General features: G+C 60.5%; 16 protein-coding genes and 2 tRNA genes. 15 read left to right on the forward strand and 3 right to left on the reverse strand.

What is annotated here, in order from left to right; genetic code table 11:
- The first annotated feature begins 65 nt into the window (after positions 1–65).
- From ftsH to HB675_RS19785, 15 genes are all read left to right on the forward strand, one after another.
- Positions 66–1973, forward strand: a complete 1908-nt coding sequence (gene ftsH / locus HB675_RS19715) for an ATP-dependent zinc metalloprotease FtsH (protein ID WP_213880623.1) — start codon at positions 66–68, stop codon at positions 1971–1973.
- 27 nt (positions 1974–2000) lie between these two features.
- The gene (gene folP, locus HB675_RS19720; RefSeq protein WP_213880625.1) at positions 2001–2852 is read left to right on the forward strand and encodes a dihydropteroate synthase; all 852 of its coding nucleotides are present in this window, start codon (positions 2001–2003) and stop codon (positions 2850–2852) included.
- Positions 2853–2869: 17 nt separating this feature from the next.
- Complete coding sequence (glmM, locus tag HB675_RS19725) at positions 2870–4207, forward strand: phosphoglucosamine mutase (protein ID WP_213880627.1); 1338 nt, start codon at positions 2870–2872, stop codon at positions 4205–4207.
- Positions 4208–4273: 66 nt separating this feature from the next.
- A complete protein-coding gene (gene tpiA / locus HB675_RS19730; RefSeq protein ID WP_213880628.1) occupies positions 4274–5029 on the forward strand; it encodes a triose-phosphate isomerase in 756 nt (251 codons plus the stop codon).
- A gap of 3 nt (positions 5030–5032) precedes the next feature.
- Positions 5033–5416, forward strand: coding sequence for a preprotein translocase subunit SecG (gene secG, locus HB675_RS19735; RefSeq protein WP_213880630.1), 384 nt, complete (start codon positions 5033–5035; stop codon positions 5414–5416).
- 36 nt (positions 5417–5452) lie between these two features.
- A tRNA-Leu gene (locus tag HB675_RS19740) sits at positions 5453–5538 on the forward strand.
- A gap of 98 nt (positions 5539–5636) precedes the next feature.
- A tRNA-Met gene (locus HB675_RS19745) sits at positions 5637–5713 on the forward strand.
- Between the two features lie 130 nt (positions 5714–5843).
- Complete coding sequence (gene rimP / locus HB675_RS19750; RefSeq protein ID WP_213880632.1) at positions 5844–6302, forward strand: ribosome maturation factor RimP; 459 nt, start codon at positions 5844–5846, stop codon at positions 6300–6302.
- A 59-nt stretch (positions 6303–6361) separates the two neighbouring features.
- Positions 6362–7843 carry a transcription termination factor NusA gene (gene nusA, locus HB675_RS19755; RefSeq protein ID WP_213880634.1) on the forward strand — a complete coding sequence of 494 codons (1482 nt, stop codon included), beginning with the start codon at positions 6362–6364 and terminating at the stop codon, positions 7841–7843.
- A 27-nt stretch (positions 7844–7870) separates the two neighbouring features.
- Entirely contained in the window at positions 7871–10402 is a 2532-nt protein-coding gene (gene infB, locus HB675_RS19760) for a translation initiation factor IF-2 (RefSeq protein WP_213880635.1), read from the forward strand.
- 137 nt (positions 10403–10539) lie between these two features.
- Positions 10540–10941 carry a 30S ribosome-binding factor RbfA gene (rbfA, locus tag HB675_RS19765; RefSeq protein WP_213880637.1) on the forward strand — a complete coding sequence of 134 codons (402 nt, stop codon included), beginning with the start codon at positions 10540–10542 and terminating at the stop codon, positions 10939–10941.
- A gap of 5 nt (positions 10942–10946) precedes the next feature.
- On the forward strand, positions 10947–11864 hold the full coding sequence (gene truB / locus HB675_RS19770; RefSeq protein ID WP_213880639.1) for a tRNA pseudouridine(55) synthase TruB: 918 nt from the start codon (positions 10947–10949) through the stop codon (positions 11862–11864).
- Positions 11865–11975: 111 nt separating this feature from the next.
- Positions 11976–12245: a 30S ribosomal protein S15 gene (gene rpsO, locus HB675_RS19775; RefSeq protein WP_213880640.1), complete on the forward strand. Its 270-nt coding sequence runs from the start codon at positions 11976–11978 to the stop codon at positions 12243–12245.
- A gap of 249 nt (positions 12246–12494) precedes the next feature.
- Complete coding sequence (gene pnp, locus HB675_RS19780; protein ID WP_213880642.1) at positions 12495–14597, forward strand: polyribonucleotide nucleotidyltransferase; 2103 nt, start codon at positions 12495–12497, stop codon at positions 14595–14597.
- Positions 14598–14907: 310 nt separating this feature from the next.
- Positions 14908–15249: a BON domain-containing protein gene (locus tag HB675_RS19785; protein ID WP_213880644.1), complete on the forward strand. Its 342-nt coding sequence runs from the start codon at positions 14908–14910 to the stop codon at positions 15247–15249.
- Between the two features lie 85 nt (positions 15250–15334).
- Here the strand turns inward: HB675_RS19785 and HB675_RS19790 are convergent, their stop codons facing one another.
- The 3 genes from HB675_RS19790 to HB675_RS19800 form a co-directional block, all read right to left on the reverse strand.
- Positions 15335–15640: a DUF2845 domain-containing protein gene (locus HB675_RS19790; protein WP_213880646.1), complete on the reverse strand. Its 306-nt coding sequence runs from the start codon at positions 15638–15640 to the stop codon at positions 15335–15337.
- Positions 15640–18546, reverse strand: coding sequence for a DUF748 domain-containing protein (locus HB675_RS19795; RefSeq protein ID WP_213880648.1), 2907 nt, complete (start codon positions 18544–18546; stop codon positions 15640–15642). Before HB675_RS19795 ends, HB675_RS19790 begins: the two co-directional genes overlap by 1 nt.
- Positions 18547–18652: 106 nt before the next feature.
- On the reverse strand, positions 18653–19669 hold the full coding sequence (locus HB675_RS19800; RefSeq protein ID WP_213880650.1) for a class I SAM-dependent methyltransferase: 1017 nt from the start codon (positions 19667–19669) through the stop codon (positions 18653–18655).
- Positions 19670–19703: the final 34 nt, after the last annotated feature.

Consider the following 19703-nt stretch of genomic DNA (forward strand, 5'->3'; position numbering starts at 1 on the left):
ATCATGCGAAGCACGCCTGCGTGGGTTGCGGGTAGCAGGCTTCAGAGGGTAGCGAATTGAACGATATGGCAAAGAACCTGATCCTGTGGTTGATCATTGCAGCCGTGCTGGTCACGGTCATGAACAACTTTTCCAGCCCTAATGAGCCGCAGACCCTCAACTATTCCGACTTCATTCAGCAGGTCAAGGATGGCAAGGTCGAGCGCGTGGCGGTCGATGGCCTGGTCATCACCGGCAAGCGCAATGATGGCGACTCTTTCAAGACCATTCGCCCGAACATTCCGGACAATGGCCTGATTGGCGACCTGGTCGAGAACCATGTTTCGGTCGAAGGCAAAATGCCTGAGCAGCAGGGCATCTGGACCCAGTTGCTGGTGGCCAGCTTCCCGATCCTGGTGATCATCGCCGTGTTCATGTTCTTCATGCGCCAGATGCAAGGCGGTGCGGGAGGCAAGGGCGGGCCGATGAGTTTCGGCAAAAGCAAGGCACGACTGCTCTCTGAAGATCAGGTCAAGACCACCTTGGCCGATGTCGCCGGCTGCGACGAAGCCAAGGAAGAGGTCGGCGAGCTGGTGGAATTCCTTCGCGATCCGGGCAAGTTCCAGCGACTGGGCGGGCGTATCCCTCGGGGTGTGCTGATGGTCGGCCCACCGGGTACCGGCAAGACGTTGCTCGCCAAGGCGATTGCCGGCGAAGCAAAAGTGCCATTCTTCACCATTTCCGGTTCGGACTTCGTCGAAATGTTCGTGGGTGTCGGTGCGAGCCGGGTCCGTGACATGTTCGAGCAGGCCAAGAAACACGCGCCTTGCATCATCTTCATCGACGAAATCGACGCCGTCGGCCGCCATCGTGGCGCCGGCATGGGTGGCGGTCACGACGAGCGTGAACAAACCCTCAACCAGTTGCTGGTAGAGATGGATGGTTTCGAGATGAATGATGGCATCATCGTCATCGCTGCGACCAACCGTCCTGACGTGCTGGACCCCGCGCTGCTGCGTCCAGGTCGCTTCGACCGTCAGGTGGTGGTGGGCTTGCCAGACATCCGCGGTCGCGAACAGATCCTCAAGGTTCACATGAAGAAGGCCCCGCTGGGCGACGACGTCAACCCAGCGGTCATCGCTCGCGGTACGCCGGGTTTCTCCGGTGCCGACCTGGCCAACCTGGTCAACGAAGCCTCGCTGTTTGCCGCGCGCAACGGCAAGCGCATTGTCGAGATGAAAGAGTTCGAGCTGGCCAAAGACAAGATCATGATGGGCGCCGAGCGCAAGACCATGGTCATGTCCGAGAAAGAGAAGCAGAACACTGCTTACCACGAGGCGGGCCACGCCATCGTCGGTCGCGTCGTGCCTGAGCATGATCCGGTGTACAAGGTTTCGATCATTCCGCGCGGTCGAGCGCTGGGTGTCACCATGTTCCTGCCGGAAGAAGATCGTTACAGTCTTTCCAAGCGCGCATTGATCAGTCAGATCTGTTCGCTGTACGGCGGCCGTATTGCCGAGGAAATGACCCTGGGCTTCGACGGTGTAACCACCGGTGCGTCCAACGACATCATGCGTGCCAGCCAGATTGCACGAAACATGGTGACCAAGTGGGGTCTGTCCGAGAAGCTCGGTCCGTTGATGTATGCGGAAGACGAGAACGAAGGCTACCTGGGTCGTGGCGGTGGTGGTCAGAGTGCAAACGTTTCCGGCGAGACCGCGAAAGTCATCGATTCGGAAGTGCGCAGCATCATTGACCAGTGCTACGCCACGGCCAAGCAGATCCTCACGGACAACCGGGACAAGCTCGACGCCATGGCCGATGCCCTGATGAAATACGAAACGATCGATGCCGATCAGATCGACGACATCATGGCCGGTCGCACGCCGCGTGAACCTCGCGACTGGTCTGGCGGCGGTGGTTCGACCGGCACGCCGATCACCCCGATCGATCGTCCCGAGGCGCCGATTGGTGGCCCTGCGGCCCAGCACTGAGTCGTCCATTCAACGCTAAGGTTTTACATGTCCTCCTCGCTGTACCCAACCCGGTTGCCTTGCGGCAACCGGGTTCTTGATTTGTCCCGGACCCACGTCATGGGCATTCTCAACATCACCCCGGATTCCTTTTCGGATGGCGGCCGCTTCAACCGTCGCGACCTGGCCTTGAGCCATGCGCGAGCCATGGTTGAAGCCGGTGCTACGCTGATCGATATTGGCGGCGAGTCCACTCGTCCCGGCGCGCCTCCCGTGGGCGTGCAGGAAGAGCTGGATCGCGTGCTGCCAGCCGTCGAAGCCATCCATCGCGAGCTGGAGGTGATCATCTCGGTGGACACGTCCACCCCTGAGGTGATCACCGGCTCCGCACAACTCGGCGCCGGTTTGATCAACGATGTGCGCTCGCTACGCCGTGACGGCGCGCTGGCGGCCGCAGCAGCCACTGGCCTGCCGGTGTGTTTGATGCACATGCGGGGCGAGCCTGGGAACATGCAGGACGATCCTCACTACAACGATCTGGTGGGCGAAGTCTGCAGCTTCCTGCGCGAGCGCATGGACGCCTGCGTGGCAGTCGGCATCCCTCTGGAGCGCATCGTGCTGGACCCCGGCTTCGGTTTTGCCAAAAGCCATGCCCACAACCTCAGCCTGTTCAAACACATGGCCGAGCTGTTTGCCCTTGAGCGGCCGCTGCTGGTGGGCGTGTCGCGCAAGAGCATGGTCGGGCGCACGCTGGACAAGCCGGTATCGGAACGCCTCTATGGCAGCCTGGCGCTCGCCGCCTTGGCGATCCAGAAGGGCGCGCGTATCCTGCGGGTACACGATGTCCCTGAAACCGTCGATCTGGTTCGGATGATCGAAGCGGTCGAGACCGCCGAATAAGCACTACGGAGCGTTTCATGAGCAAGAAATATTTTGGCACCGACGGCATTCGCGGTCGGGTCGGCCAGTTTCCGATCACCCCTGATTTCATGCTGAAACTGGGCTGGGCAGCCGGCATGGCGTTCCGTAAGCAGGGCACTTGCCGGGTATTGGTGGGCAAGGACACACGCATCTCCGGGTACATGTTCGAATCCGCACTCGAGGCCGGCCTGTCTGCGGCCGGCGCCGATGTGATGTTGCTGGGGCCGATGCCGACGCCAGGCATTGCTTATCTGACTCGCACCTTCCATGCCGAAGCAGGTATTGTGATCAGTGCCTCGCACAACCCTCACGACGACAACGGTATCAAGTTCTTTTCCGGGCAGGGCACCAAGCTGCCCGACGAGTTGGAGCTGATGATCGAAGAACTGATGGACGTGCCGATGACAGTGGCCGAGTCCAGCAAGCTGGGCAAGGTGTCGCGGATCAACGACGCTGCCGGCCGTTATATCGAATTTTGCAAGAGCAGCGTGCCCACCAGCACCGATTTTGCCGGTCTGCACGTGGTCATCGATTGCGCCCACGGTGCGACCTACAAGATTGCCCCCAACGTGTTTCGCGAGCTGGGCGCCAAGGTCACCGTGCTGTCGGCCCAGCCCAACGGCTTGAACATCAACGACAACTGCGGCTCGACCCACATGGAGTCGCTGCAGGCAGCCGTAGTGGCCGAGCAGGCTGACCTGGGCATCGGCTTCGACGGGGACGGCGATCGTGTGCTGATGGTCGATCACACCGGTGTGGTGGTCGACGGTGACGAGCTCCTGTTCATCATTGCCCGTGACCTCAAGGAGCGCGATCGCCTGCACGGCGGGGTAGTCGGCACCTTGATGAGTAACCTGGGCCTGGAGCTGGCCTTGGCCGACCTCGACATTCCATTCGCGCGCGCCAATGTCGGTGACCGTTATGTCATCGCCGAACTGCTGGAGCGTGAGTGGGACCTCGGCGGTGAAGCGTCCGGACACATTATTTGTCTGCGTCACACCACCACGGGTGACGCCGCGATTGCCGCGCTGCAAGTGATTCTGGCGCTCAAGCGTCGTGACGAGACCCTGGCTCAGGCCCGTCTGGGTGTGCGCAAGTGCCCTCAGGTGTTGATCAACGTACGCTTTGCCGGTGGTGTCGACCCAGTGACCCACCCGGCCGTGCTGGATGCCTGCAGCCGCGTCACCGAGGCCATGGGTGGCCGTGGCCGTGTGTTGCTGCGCAAGTCCGGCACCGAGCCGCTGGTGCGGGTGATGGTCGAAGGCGAAGAAGAAAGCACGGTCCGCGGCTATGCCGAAGAGCTTGCAAAACTGGTGACTGAAGTTTGCGGCTGAATTCGGCTTGCCAGCCATGAATCCGTTGGGTAACATCTGCGCCCACTTTGACCGACGAGGTACAGCATGCGTCGCACTATGGTAGCTGGTAACTGGAAAATGCACGGTACCCGCGCCAGCGTCGTTGAGCTGACCCAGGGTCTGAGCGCCTTGACAGTACCGAGTAGTGTGGATGTGGCGGTGTTTCCGTCCTTTCTGCACATCGAAGGCGTGATCGACAGCCTCAAGGGGCAAGCGATCGCGGTCGGCGCACAGAACGTCGCGGTGCAATCGGAGCAGGGCGCATTGACCGGGGAAGTTGCTTCCAGTCAATTGGCCGACCTCGGTTGCTCGCTGGTGCTCGTGGGTCATTCCGAGCGCCGCCAGTTGATCGGCGAAACGGACGAGGTGTTGATCCGCAAGTTTTCTGCGGCTCAAGCCAGCGGCCTGGTACCGGTGCTCTGTGTTGGGGAAACCCTGGAGCAGCGTGATGCGGGCAAGACGCTGGAAGTGGTCGGGCATCAGCTCGGCAGTGTGATCAAGGCGCTGGGAATCAGTGCCTTCGCTCGTGCGGTCATTGCTTATGAGCCTGTGTGGGCCATCGGCACCGGCCTCACGGCAACGCCCCAGCAGGCTCAGGATGTGCACGCCGCCATCCGGGCTCAGCTGGCGGCAGAGAATGCCGAAGTCGCACACGGTGTGCGGCTTCTCTACGGCGGCAGCGTCAAGGCGGCCAATGCGGTCGAACTGTTCGGCATGCCGGATATCGATGGGGGGCTCATTGGTGGAGCTTCCCTGAATGCAGATGAGTTCGGTGCGATCATTCGTGCCGCGGGAAACTGAAAAATGCTGGAAACAGTCGTAGTCGTTCTTCATCTGTTGGCTGCCTTGGGCGTTGTTGCCCTGGTATTGATGCAACAGGGTAAAGGTGCGGACGCTGGCGCGTCTTTCGGAGCAGGGGCATCAAATACTGTCTTCGGAAGCCAAGGTTCCTCTACCTTTCTGAGTAAGTTTACTGCTATACTTGCCGCCAGTTTCTTCATAACCAGCTTGGGGTTAGGTTACTTTGCTAAAGAGAAAGCTCACGCGCTGACTCAAGTAGGTTTGCCAGCACCAGCGGTCATGGAGGCACCGAAGCAAAAGCCGGCAGCAGATGATGTTCCGGTGCTTCAAGAGCAAAAGACAGACGTGAAAACTACTGACGTACCTCAAGCGCCAGAGAAAAAGTGACACGGAGTCGAGAGGCAAGGTTTCAACTGTAGTATTGCCGAGGTGGTGGAATTGGTAGACACGCAACCTTGAGGTGGTTGTGCCCATAGGGTGTAGGGGTTCGAGTCCCCTTCTCGGTACCAATTATCAGGAGAGCCCGCAGATGCGGGCTTTCTTGTCGGCGGAAGTCTTGGATTGACCCATCAACGGGTTCAGCCGTATACTTTCGCCCCAGCTTTGTCGCGGGATGGAGCAGTCTGGTAGCTCGTCGGGCTCATAACCCGAAGGTCGTTGGTTCAAATCCAGCTCCCGCAACCAGTTTTAGCAGAGCCCCTTTCAAGGGGCTTTTTGTTAGCTGGACAGTTCTCAGCGCCGGTATTCAAACGGCGTATCAGGGATGGGCGCTTTGCCCATTTTTTATTTGTGAAGCATGCACGAGGGGGTTCAGGTGTCGAGCAAGCTAGAACAGTTGCAGGCCTTGTTGGCCCCGGTGGTCGTGGCCCTTGGCTATGAATGCTGGGGTATCGAGTTTTCGGCTCAGGGTCGCCACTCATTGTTGCGTATTTATATCGATAAAGAAGGCGGTGTACTGGTGGAGGACTGCGAAATCGTCAGTCGCCAGATCAGCGGGATCATGGATGTCGAAGATCCAATCAGCGTTGAATACACCCTTGAAGTTTCTTCTCCAGGCATGGATCGCCCGCTGTTCACTCTTGAACAGTTCGCTTCGCATGCCGGCGATCAAGTGAAGATAAGGTTGCGCACGCCCTTTGATGGTCGCCGCAACTTTCAGGGCCTTCTCCGCGGGGTGGAGGAGCAGGACGTCGTGGTGCAAGTGGATGACCATGAATTCCTGCTGCCGATCGATTCGATCGACAAGGCCAACATTATTCCCAGTTTTGACTGAGACGTGCCAGATACTGCGGATCCCGCGGATCCGATGGCGTGCGAAAGGCGAGGCGTACGATGAGCAAAGAAGTACTGCTGGTTGTTGAGTCGGTATCCAATGAAAAGGGTGTACCGGCAGGCGTAATATTTGAAGCGCTGGAAATTGCGCTGGCAACCGCGACCAAGAAGCGGTTCGAAGATGAAGTGGACCTGCGTGTGGAAATCAACCGCCACACCGGTGCTTATGAAACGTTCCGTCGCTGGACCGTGGTCGAAGAAGCCGATCTGGACGATCCCGCCATCGAAACCTGGCCTGACAAGGTTGTGCTCACGCACCCTGAAGCCAAGGTTGGCGATGTCGTCGAAGAAAAGATCGAGTCCATCGAATTCGGCCGTATCGCTGCACAGACCGCCAAGCAGGTCATCGTGCAGAAAGTTCGTGAAGCCGAGCGCGCCCAGGTGGTTGACGCTTACCGCGAACGTCTGGGCGAGATCATCGCCGGTACGGTCAAGAAAGTGACCCGCGACAACGTCATCGTTGACCTGGGCAATAACGCCGAGGCCTTGCTGGCTCGCGAAGACATTATTTCCCGTGAAACTTTCCGGGTGGGTGTGCGCCTGCGTGCACTGCTCAAGGAAATCCGCACCGAGAACCGCGGCCCGCAGCTGATCCTGTCGCGTACTGCGCCGGAAATGCTGATCGAGTTGTTCCGCATCGAGGTGCCGGAGATCGCCGAAGGGCTGATCGAAGTGATGGCCGCTTCCCGTGACCCGGGTTCGCGCGCCAAGATCGCCGTTCGCTCGAAGGACAAGCGTATCGACCCACAGGGTGCCTGCATCGGTATGCGCGGTTCGCGCGTCCAGGCAGTCTCCGGTGAGTTGGGCGGCGAGCGTGTCGACATCGTGCTGTGGGACGACAACCCCGCGCAGTTCGTGATCAACGCCATGTCGCCTGCCGAAGTGGCAGCGATCATCGTTGACGAAGACGCCCATGCGATGGACATCGCGGTCGGCGCCGACAACCTGGCTCAGGCCATTGGTCGCGGCGGGCAGAACGTGCGTCTGGCCAGCCAGTTGACCGGCTGGACCCTGAACGTAATGACCGAATCGGACATCCAGGCCAAGCAGCAAGCGGAAACCGGCGACATCCTGCGCAACTTCATCGACGAGTTGGAAATCGACGAAGACCTGGCGCAGGTGCTGGTAGACGAAGGCTTCACCAGCCTGGAAGAGATTGCCTACGTACCGTTGGAAGAAATGCTCAACATCGACGGCTTTGACGAGGAGATCGTCAACGAGCTCCGCGCTCGGGCCAAGGATCGTTTGTTGACTCACGCCATCGCTACTGAGGAAAAGCTGGCAGACGCCCATCCGGCCGAAGACCTGCTCTCGCTTGAGGGTATGGACAAGGATTTGGCGATGGAACTGGCGGTGCGCGGCGTAATTACCCGCGAAGACCTGGCCGAGCAGTCTATTGACGACCTGCTCGACATCGACGGCATTGACGATGATCGTGCCGGCAAGTTGATCATGGCCGCCCGAGCCCACTGGTTCGAGTAAGTAGGCGCGGCCTGAGGAGAGAAGTGCATGACGCAAGTCACGGTGAAAGAACTGGCCAAAGAGGTCGCCGCACCGGTAGAGCGCCTGTTGCAGCAGATGCGTGAGGCAGGTCTGCCGCACACCGACGCCGCTCAAGTTGTGACCGATAATGAGAAGCAGGCTCTGCTGGCTCATTTGAAAAGCAGCCACAAGGTGAAAGTGGAAGAACCGCGCAAGATTACCTTGCAGCGTAAAACCCAAAGCACCTTGCGTGTGGCCGGTAGCAAAAGCATCAGCGTAGAAGTACGCAAGAAGAAAGTGTTCGTGCAGCGCAGCCCTGAAGAAATTCAGGCCGAGCAAAAGCGCGAGCTCGAAGAACGTCGTGCCGCTGAAAATGCTGCGCGCCAGAAGGCTGAAGCCGAAGCTCGTCAGCGTTCCGACGAAGAAACCCGTCGCCAGCCCGGGACCGCCGGCCAGCCTGCGGCTGCCCAGGCGGCTGCACCGGCTCCGGCCGCGGCGCCTGCGCCGGTCGCTTCCGTGCCTGATATCGATCTGGCCAGCGTTGCCCCAGCTCCGGCTGCCGACGCTCGCAAGAAAGAGGAGCCACGTCGCCCGGACAAGCCGCGCGCCGACGACAACCGTCGTGGTGGCGACAGCGAGCGCAAGAACACGCCGCATCGTGCATCGGTCAAGGAAAAGGCGCCGACTCCACGTGCCGCCCCGCGTACCACCGAAGAGGAAAGCGACAGCTTCCGTCGCGGCGGTCGTGGCAAGTCGAAGCTGAAAAAGCGCAACGCCCACGGTTTCCAGAGCCCTACCGGTCCTGTCGTGCGTGACGTGCAGATCGGCGAGACCATCACGGTTGGCGATCTGGCTGCACAGATGTCGGTCAAGGCTGCTGAAGTCATCAAGTTCATGTTCAAGCTGGGCACCCCAGCCACGATCAACCAGGTACTGGATCAGGAAACTGCCCAACTGGTTGCCGAGGAACTGGGCCACAAAGTGACGCTGGTCAGCGACACCGCACTGGAAGATTCCCTGGCTGAATCGCTGAAGTTTGAAGGCGAGGCGTTCTCCCGTGCACCGGTTGTCACCGTCATGGGTCACGTTGACCACGGCAAGACCTCGCTGCTCGACTACATCCGTCGTGCCAAAGTGGCCGCTGGCGAAGCCGGTGGTATCACGCAGCACATCGGTGCCTACCACGTCGAAACCGACCGTGGCATGGTGACCTTCCTCGACACCCCGGGCCACGCCGCGTTTACCGCCATGCGTGCCCGTGGTGCCAAGGCCACCGACATCGTGATTCTGGTGGTTGCAGCGGACGACGGCGTGATGCCGCAGACCGTTGAAGCCGTTCAGCACGCCAAGGCTGCCGGCGTTCCGCTGGTAGTGGCCGTGAACAAGATCGACAAGCCCGGCGCTGACCTGGATCGTATCCGCAGCGAGCTGTCCGTGCATGGCGTGACCTCCGAAGAGTGGGGCGGTGATACGCCGTTCGTTTCGGTTTCGGCCAAGATGGGTACCGGTGTCGACGAATTGCTCGAAGCCGTGCTGCTGCAAGCCGAAGTACTGGAATTGAAGGCAACGCCTTCGGCTCCGGGTCGTGGTGTGGTCGTTGAATCGCGCCTGGACAAGGGCCGTGGCCCGGTGGCAACTGTTCTGGTTCAGGACGGTACACTGCGTCAAGGTGACATGGTCCTGGTCGGCTCGAACTATGGCCGCGTGCGCGCCATGCTCGACGAGAACGGCAAGCCGATCAAGGAAGCCGGCCCCTCCATCCCGGTCGAGATTCTCGGTCTGGACGGTACCCCGGATGCTGGCGACGAAATGAGCGTTGTGGCTGACGAGAAGAAGGCCCGTGAAGTCGCGCTGTTCCGTCAAGGCAAGTTCCGCGAAGTGAAACTGGCCCGTGCTCACGCCGGCAAGCTGGAAAACATCTTCGAAAACATGGGCCAGGAAGAGAAGAAGACGCTCAACATCGTCCTCAAATCCGACGTCCGTGGTTCGCTGGAAGCTTTGCAGGGCGCGCTCAACGGTCTGGGCAACGACGAAGTACAAGTGCGTGTGGTCGGTGGCGGCGTCGGTGGTATTACCGAATCCGATGCCAACCTGGCACTGGCCTCCAATGCGGTCGTGTTCGGCTTCAACGTACGTGCCGATGCCGGTGCGCGCAAGATCGTCGAGCAGGAAGGTCTGGATATGCGTTATTACAACGTGATCTACGACATCATTGAAGACGTCAAGAAAGCCCTGACCGGCATGCTCGGCAGCGACGTTCGCGAGAATATCCTGGGCATCGCCGAAGTGCGTGACGTGTTCCGTTCGCCGAAGTTCGGTGCGATCGCCGGTTGCATGGTCATCGAAGGTACGGTCTTCCGTAACCGTCCGATCCGTGTTCTGCGCGAAGACATCGTTATCTTCGAAGGCGAGCTGGAATCCCTGCGCCGCTTCAAGGACGATGCTTCGGAAGTCCGTGCCGGCATGGAATGCGGTATTGGCGTCAAGAGCTACAACGACGTCAAGGTCGGTGACAAGATCGAAGTCTTCGAGAAGGTCCAGGTTGCTCGTACCCTCTAAGGTTTCAAAACCAGAGACGCGAGCTGCATGAGTCGACGCCCTCGCGGGCTCGGCTCCAAAGGTGACGCCCGGTCAGGGAAGCCCATTCAGGGACAACGTGACCGGGCGTTTGCCGCTTCAGTGACAGGTAGCAAGACATGGCAAAAGAATACAGCCGTACCCAACGTATCGGTGATCAGATTCAGCGCGAGCTGGCTCAGTTGATCCGCCGTGAAGTGAAGGATCCGCGCGTCGGCCTGGTGACCATCACCGCCGTCGACGTCAGCCGCGATGTCGGTCATGCCAAGGTGTTCATCACCGTCATGGGCGAAGACAGCAAGGAAGACATCGCTCAGAGCATCAAGGTGCTCAACAGCGCCGCCGGTTTCCTGCGCGTGCAGTTGGGCAAGGAAATGAAGCTGCGCAGCGTGCCGCAGTTGCACTTCCACTACGACGAAAGCGTGACCCGTGGTGCCCACTTGTCGGCCCTGATCGAACGCGCAGTGGCTGAAGACAGCCAGCACGTGGCCGATGACGCCGACCAGGCAGACAAGGAGTAGCCCCGTTGGCTCAGGTCAAGCGTATCCGTCGTAACGTCAGTGGCATCATCCTGCTCGACAAGCCGCTGGGGTTCACCTCCAACGCTGCCTTGCAGAAGGTGCGCTGGCTGCTCAACGCCGAGAAGGCAGGGCACACCGGCAGCCTCGATCCGTTGGCCAGTGGCGTGCTGCCGTTGTGCTTCGGCGAAGCGACCAAGTTTTCCCAATACCTGCTCGACTCCGACAAGGGTTACGAGACCGTCATGCAGATGGGCCAGACCACCACCACGGCCGATGCCGAGGGTGAGGTCCTGCAAACCCGCGAAGTGACGGTCGGTCGTGCTGATATCGAGGCCGTGCTGCCGGCTTTCCGCGGCCCTATCTCGCAGATCCCGCCGATGTATTCGGCGCTCAAGCGCGACGGGCAGCCGCTGTACAAGCTGGCGCGTGCAGGGGAAGTGGTGGAGCGCGAGCCGCGTTCTGTTACTATTGCGCGCCTGGAGTTGCTGGAACACGAAGGCACCCGGGCAAGGCTGGTGGTGGACTGCACCAAAGGCACCTATATTCGGACTCTGGTGGAAGACATCGGTGAGCGTCTGGGCTGTGGTGCCTATGTCGCCGAGCTGCGCCGTACCCAGGCAGGCCCCTTCAGCCTGGCGCAGACGGTCACGCTGGAAGCATTGGAACAAGCTCACGCCGAAGGTGGCAATGAAGCCCTCGACCGGTTCCTGATGCCCTCCGACAGTGGCTTGCAGGATTGGCCGCTGCTGCAGTTTTCCGAGCACAGCGCGTTCTACTGGCTACACGGCCAGGCTGTCCGAGCTCCCGACGCGCCGCAGTTCGGCATGGTGCGGGTGCAAGATCACACAGGTCGTTTCATCGGTATCGGTGAAGTGGCCGAAGACGGGCGCATTGCGCCGCGTCGCTTGATTCGGTCGGAATGACCGAACTAGGGCTGCTGTCAGCAGGCACGGTTGTCCCTACTTTTAAATACGAGGATCTGTCCTCGGCCTGTTGGAAATCGTTCGCGGTTTCCTTGAAATGGAGAAGCCCTCATGGCACTCAGCGTTGAAGAAAAAGCTCAAATCGTTACCGACTACCAGCAAGCTGTCGGCGACACCGGTTCGCCTGAAGTTCAGGTCGCCCTGTTGACCGCCAACATCAACAAGCTGCAAGGTCACTTCAAAGCCAACGGCAAAGATCACCACTCCCGTCGTGGTCTGATCCGCATGGTTAACCAGCGCCGCAAGCTGCTGGACTACCTGAAAGGCAAAGACACCACTCGTTACAGCACCTTGATCGGTCGTCTGGGCCTGCGTCGCTAATAGCGGCCCTGCCAGAGTGGTGTGCAGACGCGAGGCCGTCGAGCCGGGCAGTCATGCCTGGAGCGACGCTCGCGTCGGCGTATCAATGAGGTTGGTTGTTTGTCATGCTGCGGTGATTGCATCACCCGGCGAGGCAGGCATCCAGCCTCAAGTTTTATCTGGCGCAGCAAAATGGGGCCGATACCCCGTGCTGCCCACAAATTCGAAAGAAAACGATTCCCCAAGAGCCAACAAAGAAGGTAGGAAACCGTGAACCCGGTCATCAAGAAATTCCAGTTCGGTCAATCGACCGTTACCCTCGAAACGGGCCGTATTGCTCGTCAAGCTTCCGGCGCCGTGCTGGTTACCGTCGACAACGACGTCACCGTGCTGGTGACCGTGGTCGGTGCCAAGCAAGCCGATCCAGGCAAGGGCTTCTTCCCCCTGTCTGTGCACTATCAGGAAAAAACCTACGCGGCCGGCAAGATCCCCGGTGGTTTCTTCAAGCGTGAAGGCCGTCCTTCCGAGAAAGAAACCCTGACCTCGCGTCTGATCGATCGCCCGATCCGCCCGTTGTTCCCTGAAGGCTTCATGAACGAAGTGCAGGTTGTCTGCACCGTCGTTTCCACCAGCAAGAAAACCGATCCGGACATCGCTGCGATGATCGGTACTTCGGCAGCCCTGGCCATCTCCGGCATTCCATTCGAAGGCCCGATCGGCGCCGCTCGCGTGGCGTTCCACGAAAGCACCGGCTACCTGCTGAACCCGACTTACGAGCAACTGGCTGCTTCGAGCCTGGACATGGTCGTGGCCGGTACCTCCGACGCCGTGCTGATGGTTGAATCGGAAGCCAAAGAGCTGACCGAAGACCAGATGCTGGGCGCCGTGCTATTTGCCCACGACGAGTTCCAGTCGGTGATCACCGCCGTCAAGGAACTGGCCGCCGAAGCTGCCAAACCGACCTGGAACTGGTCGGCCAAGCCGCAGAATACCCCGCTGTTGGACGCCATCCGTGGCGAATTCGGTGCGGCTGTTTCCGACGCCTATACCATCACCGTCAAGGCCGATCGTTATGCCCGTCTGGGCGAAGTGCGTGACCAGGTCGTGGCCAAGTTCGCCACCGAAGGCGGCCCGAGCGCTGGCGAGGTCAAAGAAATCTTCGGTGAGATCGAATACCGTACCGTGCGCGAGAACATCGTCAACGGTAAACCACGCATCGACGGCCGCGACACCAAGACCGTGCGCCCGTTGAACATCGAAGTGGGCGTTCTGCCCAAGACTCACGGTTCGGCCCTGTTCACCCGTGGTGAAACTCAGGCTTTGGTCGTTGCGACCTTGGGCACCGCCCGTGACGCGCAGCTGCTGGACACCCTGGAAGGCGAGAAGAAAGACCCCTTCATGCTGCACTACAACTTCCCTCCGTTCTCGGTGGGCGAGTGTGGTCGCATGGGCGGCGCAGGCCGTCGCGAAATCGGTCACGGCCGTCTGGCCCGCCGTTCGGTTCAGGCCATGCTGCCTGCCGCCGACGTGTTCCCTTACACCATCCGCGTGGTGTCGGAGATCACCGAGTCCAACGGTTCGAGCTCCATGGCTTCGGTCTGCGGCGCTTCCCTGGCCCTGATGGATGCCGGTGTGCCGTTGAAGGCTCCGGTTGCTGGTATCGCCATGGGTCTGGTGAAAGAAGGCGACAAGTTCGCCATCCTGACTGACATCCTGGGTGATGAAGACCACCTCGGCGACATGGACTTCAAGGTAGCCGGTACCGCCAAGGGCGTGACCGCGCTGCAGATGGACATCAAGATCAACGGTATCACCGAAGAAATCATGGAAATCGCTCTGGGCCAAGCCCTGGAAGCGCGCCTGAATATCCTCGGCCAGATGAACCAGATCATTGGCCAGTCGCGTTCCGAGCTGTCGGAAAACGCGCCGACCATGATTGCGATGAAAATCGATACCGACAAGATCCGTGACGTGATCGGCAAGGGCGGCGCCACCATCCGCGCCATCTGCGAGGAGACCAAGGCTTCGATCGACATCGAAGACGACGGCTCGATCAAGATCTTCGGCGAATCCAAGGAGGCAGCTGAAGCAGCACGTCAGCGCGTTCTGGGCATCACCGCAGAAGCCGAGATCGGCAAGATCTACGTGGGCAAGGTCGAGCGTATCGTCGACTTCGGCGCCTTCGTCAACATCTTGCCTGGCAAGGACGGCCTGGTGCATATCTCGATGCTGAGCAAAGAACGCGTCGACAAAGTCACTGACATCCTCACGGAAGGTCAGGAAGTGGAAGTGCTGGTACTGGACGTGGACAACCGCGGCCGTATCAAGCTGTCCATCAAGGACGTTGAAGATGCCAAGAAGTCAGGTGTTTAAGCACATCTGATGGTTTGAAAAAAAGGGACCCGCGAGGGTCCTTTTTTTTGCCTGCTCAAACACCATCGGCGTGCAGGCATGAGCCTGCCTGCCGCGTCGGTGTCCAACCTTTAGCGAACATGCAACTTGCACGCAGCTTTTCCGGCAAGCGTGCAAGGTGCACGATCGATGAATCACGCTGTTAACGTAACTATTTGAATTTTATGGGTTTTATGTTTTTGGCCAAGTGGCACAGGCCGTGCAACTACCTGACTAACCCTGCCGCCAGGATCAACAGGCTGCAGTTTTTCGAAAAACAGGAGTGACTCGTATGAAGAAGTTTGCAATTGCTGCCGCTACTGCCGCCGCCCTGACCTTGGCTCTGGGCAACGTTGCCTTCGCGGCCGAGACCGCCACTGATTCGGCCGGCGCGTCGATGAAAAAGGCTGAAGGCGCTACCTCCGACACTTGGATCACCACCAAGGTCAAATCCGATCTGGTCACCGAAAAAGGCATTCCTGGCACCGACATCAAGGTAGAAACCAACAAAGGCGTGGTTTCCCTGTCGTCGACTGTCGCGGTCACCGAAGCGCAGAAAACCACTGCCGTGGCGATCACCAAAAAGATCCACGGCGTACGCGCCGTATCGGCTGACGGTCTGAAAGCCGAGTAAGTTCATGCGAAGGCCGGAAGGATCCGGCCACTTTAAACCCTGGCCTGGTGCCAGGGTTTTTTTGCTCTCGACTTTATGGGGGGGATCAATCGCCGCGCTTGCTGCGGATCTCGTTCAAGCGGTTACCTTCAAAGCGCAAATACTGGTACATGCCGTTAGTGGGGCCATACAGCCATTCTTCGATGGGCGACTGGTTGTAGCGCCCGCCGTAGCCGGGTGCCTCAAGGTAGCCCACGAAGGACCGGCTGACCGGCTGGCCGCACTTGCGCAGCACTTCTTCGGCCGGATCGCCACGGGACACGATGGTACTGCCGCAGCGCAAGGTGTCAGCGGCCTGGGCGAGGCCATGGACAGCAAACGCCAGCACCACCGCATAGCGAAGGCGACTCATCACTCGGCGTCCAGATGCATCTGTGTTACCACCTTGCCATCGCTTTCAGGCGGTCCAAAGCTGGCGTCAAGCAAGAACACACGATCGTCGCTCAGCTTGCCCTGATCCACCATCCATGCCTTGACGCTGCCTGCGCGCGCCTGGGCCAGCTTGCGCAGCAGAGCTTCGTCGTCGGTCCAGGTGCCCAGCACGGCGTTACGCAGTTGTTCGGTGCGCTGGGATTCTTCCAGTTTCGCCCATTGCTCGGGAGGCTGCTGCTTGAGGCGGGTGCGATAGATCGCTTCGAGCAAGGGCAGTTGCTCGTTATCGGGCACTTGCAATTGCGAGGCCTGGGCGGGGACTTTGTCGCCACGTCGCTGGAGAATCTTGTAATAGCTATTCTGAAATTCCACGGCCAGGCGCTGCTGGGCGAGCAGCGGACCATCAGCGTTTTGCGCGCTGGTACCCTCGACTTCCAGACGCAGAGTCGGACGCGCCTTCAGGGCGGCAGCGAGCTTGCCGAGGGTCTGCTGCGCCGCGGGGCTCAAGTCGCTGCTCCCGGGGGCGAATGCCACATTGCCGAGGTCTTGGTTATCGCCGCCGGCCACCAGGCCAGCGATGAACTTGAAGGGTGCCTGAGCGGCCCGCAAGACCAGGTTGCGCAGAGTCTGCCAAACGATCGGCATCACGCTGAACTGCGGATTGTTGAGGTTGCCCGAGATCGGCAGTTCGATGGAAATGTTGCCGTCCGTGTCCTTGAGCAGGGCCACGGCGAGGCGTACCGGCAAGCTGGTGGCGTCCGGACTGTCGACCTTGTCGCCGAGCTGTAATTGTTCGACCAGCACTTTGTTCTGGGCAACGAGTTGGCCCTTGTCGATCTTGTAGTGCAAGTCCAGGTTCAGGCGGCCCTTGCGGATCCGGTAGCCAGCGAATTTTCCAGAGTACGGAGTCAGGGTGGTCAGCTCGACGCCTTTGAAGCTGGTCGCGATATCCAGGCTCGACAGGGGGTCGAAGGGCGTCAGGCTGCCGGCGATGGTCACCGGCGCATAGCGATCGACCTTGCCCTTGATATCGACCTTGGCCGGCAGTGGTTGGCGGTTGTCGAGGGTGCCAACCTGGCCGTTGAGCTGCTGGATAGCGGTGGCAAAGTTGGGCGTCAGGCTGAAGTCCGCAAAATTGGCCGAACCGTCGTTGATCGCTACCTGACCGATCCGGATGCCCATGGGTTTGGACTTCACCGGGGCCGGTGCATGCTTGTCCACCGGCTGCGGGATCAGCAGGTCATCCACGTTGGTAGTGTGGTTGGCGTTGATCATGAAGCGCACGTAGGGCTGCTGCAGGGTGACCTTGGCGATGGTCAGGCTGTCACCAAGACGGAAGTCCAGGCCCTCGACGATCAGTTGCTGCCATTTGACGAAGTCTTGCGAGCCGACGGTGTCCAGGGTGTGCAGCTGGTCCACTTCGGCCCGGCCGGTCACGTTCAGGGCCAGCGGCTCGGTGCTCTTGAGGTCGACGGCCAGGTCGCTGTCGAGCATGCCGCTGCGCAGCTCCAGCTTGATGAAGGGGCTGATGTAGGCCTGAGCGACGCGCAGGTCGATGTCGCGGGTGGTGACGGCGAGTTTGGCTGACATGGGCTTGAGGCTGACCGAGCCGCTGGCAGTCACCTTGCCCTGCTTGCCCACGCCGGTGTCCAGCTTCAGGGTGAAGGGACTCTGGCCCAGGCTGTCGAAGTCTTTCAGGTCGACGTTTAGCGGCCCGAGGTCGATGGCCACTGCATCGGCCGGCATGCGGTCTGCCAGATGCACACTGTAGTCACGCAGTTGCACGTCTTTGAGCAACACCTGCCAGGGCTTCGACGGCGCAGGGGGCGGCGTTGGGGCATCGGCGGTCGCGGGCGCTGCTGCAGCCTGGGGTGACGGCTTGGCGGGCTGGCTGGCAAACAGCTTCTGCCAGTCCAGCTGACCGTCTTTTTCCCGGGCGGCCCAGGTTTCCAGCTTCTGGCTACGGATCTGGCCTACGGTGACTTGCTGCTTGGCCAGGTCCAGCGAGGTATCGGTGACGTCCAGCCGTTCGAGTTTCACCAGCGGCCGGCCGTCAGGCGTATTGAGTGCAAACGGCGCGATGCTCACAGCGGCGTTGTTCAGGTGCAGCTGGGTGTCATGGCTGAGGTCCAGCTGGTAGTCGGTGCTGAAATTGAGTACGCCGTTTTCCAGCACCAACGGTAGCGCATCACGTACATAGGGCCACCAGACTTTCATCTGTCCATCACTGAGCTTGAGCTTGCCGGCGGATACGATGGGGTTGAGTCCCACCGTGCCGCTCCATTCGATCTGCCCGCCCTCCGGGCCGGCTGCCACCAGCGTCATGTCGGCCTGGTCGTCCGGCAGGGTACTGAGGTTCTTCAGCTCCAGGTTCATCGTGTTGTAGAGGAACTCGATGGGCTCGCTGGGGCGTTCATCTTTGAAGTGCAGGTAGCCGTCGACCAGCTTGATGCTGCCGATACGCAGGGGGAAGGGTTTGGACGGGGTCTGTGGTTGCGGTGCGGCAGGCGGCAGCTTGAAGAGGCTGGCCAGGTTCAGCTTGCCATCCTTGCCGAACAGCAATTCGCTGCGCGGCTTGTCCAGTTCGACCGCCTCGAGGTGCAGTGCACCGGTCCACAGGCTGTCGACTTGCAGGTTGGCGTACAACCGCTCGAAGGCCACCTGTTCGTGGCCCGGCTCGCCAATGTGCAGGCCCCAGGCAGTCAGTTCGAAGCTGAACGGGTTGAACTCCAGGCGCTCGATGTGGGCGGGCAGGGTGGCGTAATTGGCCAGCTGCTGGTTGGCGATGCGCAGACCTGCGCCCGGAAGAATCAAGAACCCCAGCAGGCTGTACAGCGCCAACAATACCACCAGGGTGCCGATGATGCGTTTCAAAGCTTTGGCCATTGCAAGGCATCGCCTGTCGATCGAAGGTGCTTTGAGTATGGCACGCTAGACGGGTTCCCTTGTACCGGCCTGTAAGCATCAGATGATTTTCTGGATACGTTGGCGCCTAAAAATGCAGCACGAGGGTTTTCAAGGGCGGCTGCTGGTCGAAGGACGGAAAATCTTCGGCGGGCTGCAGGATCTGCCATTCGCGCACCGGTCTGCCGGCTTTCTCGGCGCACCGCAACACCTGCTCGCGCCAGTCCTCCATGGCCACCCGGGCAAGGTTGTTGCAACAGACCAGCACACCGTCGTCGGCGGTGGCAAGCACGGCGGGCTTGAGCAGGCTCTGGTAATCGCGCAGCAGGTCCACGGTGCCGAAGGCGCTCTTGGCCCAGGCTGGAGGGTCGAGAAATACCAGGTCGTATTGGCGCGTATCCATCCGCGGGTAGCTGGGCAGCTTCTGGCCGCGACGCTGGGTGATGGCCAGGCCGGCCAGTTGGCGGATGGCGGGGAAGTAGTCCGACTGGATAAACGTCATGGTCGGCAGTTGCGGGTTGAGCTGGCCATTTTCCCGGCCCACGGCCAGGTTGCCTTCGGCGAAATCGAGGTTGCAGACTTCGCGTGCACCCCCTGCGGCTGCGCTAAGGCCCACGCCGCAGGTGTAGGCGAAGAGGTTGAGCACGCTCTTGCCCTGGCTGTGTTGCTTGACCCAGCCGCGGGCGGTGCGCAGGTCGAGGAACAGCAAAGGGTCCTGGCCGGCGTGACGGGCACGGACACGGTAGTTCAGGCCCCACTCACGGCCCACCAGGTCGGCCAGGGCTTCAGGGCTGGCGCGGTAGACAGGGTCGTCGCGATCGATCCGCGAGTTGCCTTGGGAGCGGTCGTTGTAGGCCAGCAGCAACGGCAAATCGAGGGCATGCTCGACCTGGGCGTGCAGGGCCAGCAGTTCGTCACTGGACAGGCGCTGGTGAAAGCTTTGCACCAGCAGTTGCCGGCCGTAGCGGTCGACAGTCAGGCCGCCGGCGCCCTCCTGGCTGCCGTGGAACAGGCGGTAACAGTCGGTGCCTTCGGCATGCAGGCGGGCCAGCAGGGGCTGGCGCCGTTCGAGGGCGGCGGTGAGGGCCGGGGTCAAAGAGGACATGGTGCAGCCTTGAAGGAGAATGCGGCGGATTTTA

This window comes from Pseudomonas sp. dw_358, from assembly GCF_018449655.1.
In the GTDB taxonomy this organism is placed as follows: Bacteria; Pseudomonadota; Gammaproteobacteria; order Pseudomonadales; family Pseudomonadaceae; genus Aquipseudomonas.

What these genes read in the sequence shown, in the direction of transcription:
- HB675_RS19800 (WP_213880650.1), bottom strand. Translation starts at nt 19,669, where the DNA reads ATGTCCTCTTTGACCCCGGCCCTCACCGCCGCCCTCGAACGGCGCCAG.
- secG (WP_213880630.1), top strand. Translation starts at nt 5,033, where the DNA reads ATGCTGGAAACAGTCGTAGTCGTTCTTCATCTGTTGGCTGCCTTGGGC.
- rbfA (WP_213880637.1), top strand. Translation starts at nt 10,540, where the DNA reads ATGGCAAAAGAATACAGCCGTACCCAACGTATCGGTGATCAGATTCAG.
- tpiA (WP_213880628.1), top strand. Translation starts at nt 4,274, where the DNA reads ATGCGTCGCACTATGGTAGCTGGTAACTGGAAAATGCACGGTACCCGC.
- glmM (WP_213880627.1), top strand. Translation starts at nt 2,870, where the DNA reads ATGAGCAAGAAATATTTTGGCACCGACGGCATTCGCGGTCGGGTCGGC.
- ftsH (WP_213880623.1), top strand. Translation starts at nt 66, where the DNA reads ATGGCAAAGAACCTGATCCTGTGGTTGATCATTGCAGCCGTGCTGGTC.
- nusA (WP_213880634.1), top strand. Translation starts at nt 6,362, where the DNA reads ATGAGCAAAGAAGTACTGCTGGTTGTTGAGTCGGTATCCAATGAAAAG.
- folP (WP_213880625.1), top strand. Translation starts at nt 2,001, where the DNA reads ATGTCCTCCTCGCTGTACCCAACCCGGTTGCCTTGCGGCAACCGGGTT.
- HB675_RS19795 (WP_213880648.1), bottom strand. Translation starts at nt 18,546, where the DNA reads ATGGCCAAAGCTTTGAAACGCATCATCGGCACCCTGGTGGTATTGTTG.
- rpsO (WP_213880640.1), top strand. Translation starts at nt 11,976, where the DNA reads ATGGCACTCAGCGTTGAAGAAAAAGCTCAAATCGTTACCGACTACCAG.
- HB675_RS19785 (WP_213880644.1), top strand. Translation starts at nt 14,908, where the DNA reads ATGAAGAAGTTTGCAATTGCTGCCGCTACTGCCGCCGCCCTGACCTTG.
- infB (WP_213880635.1), top strand. Translation starts at nt 7,871, where the DNA reads ATGACGCAAGTCACGGTGAAAGAACTGGCCAAAGAGGTCGCCGCACCG.
- HB675_RS19790 (WP_213880646.1), bottom strand. Translation starts at nt 15,640, where the DNA reads ATGAGTCGCCTTCGCTATGCGGTGGTGCTGGCGTTTGCTGTCCATGGC.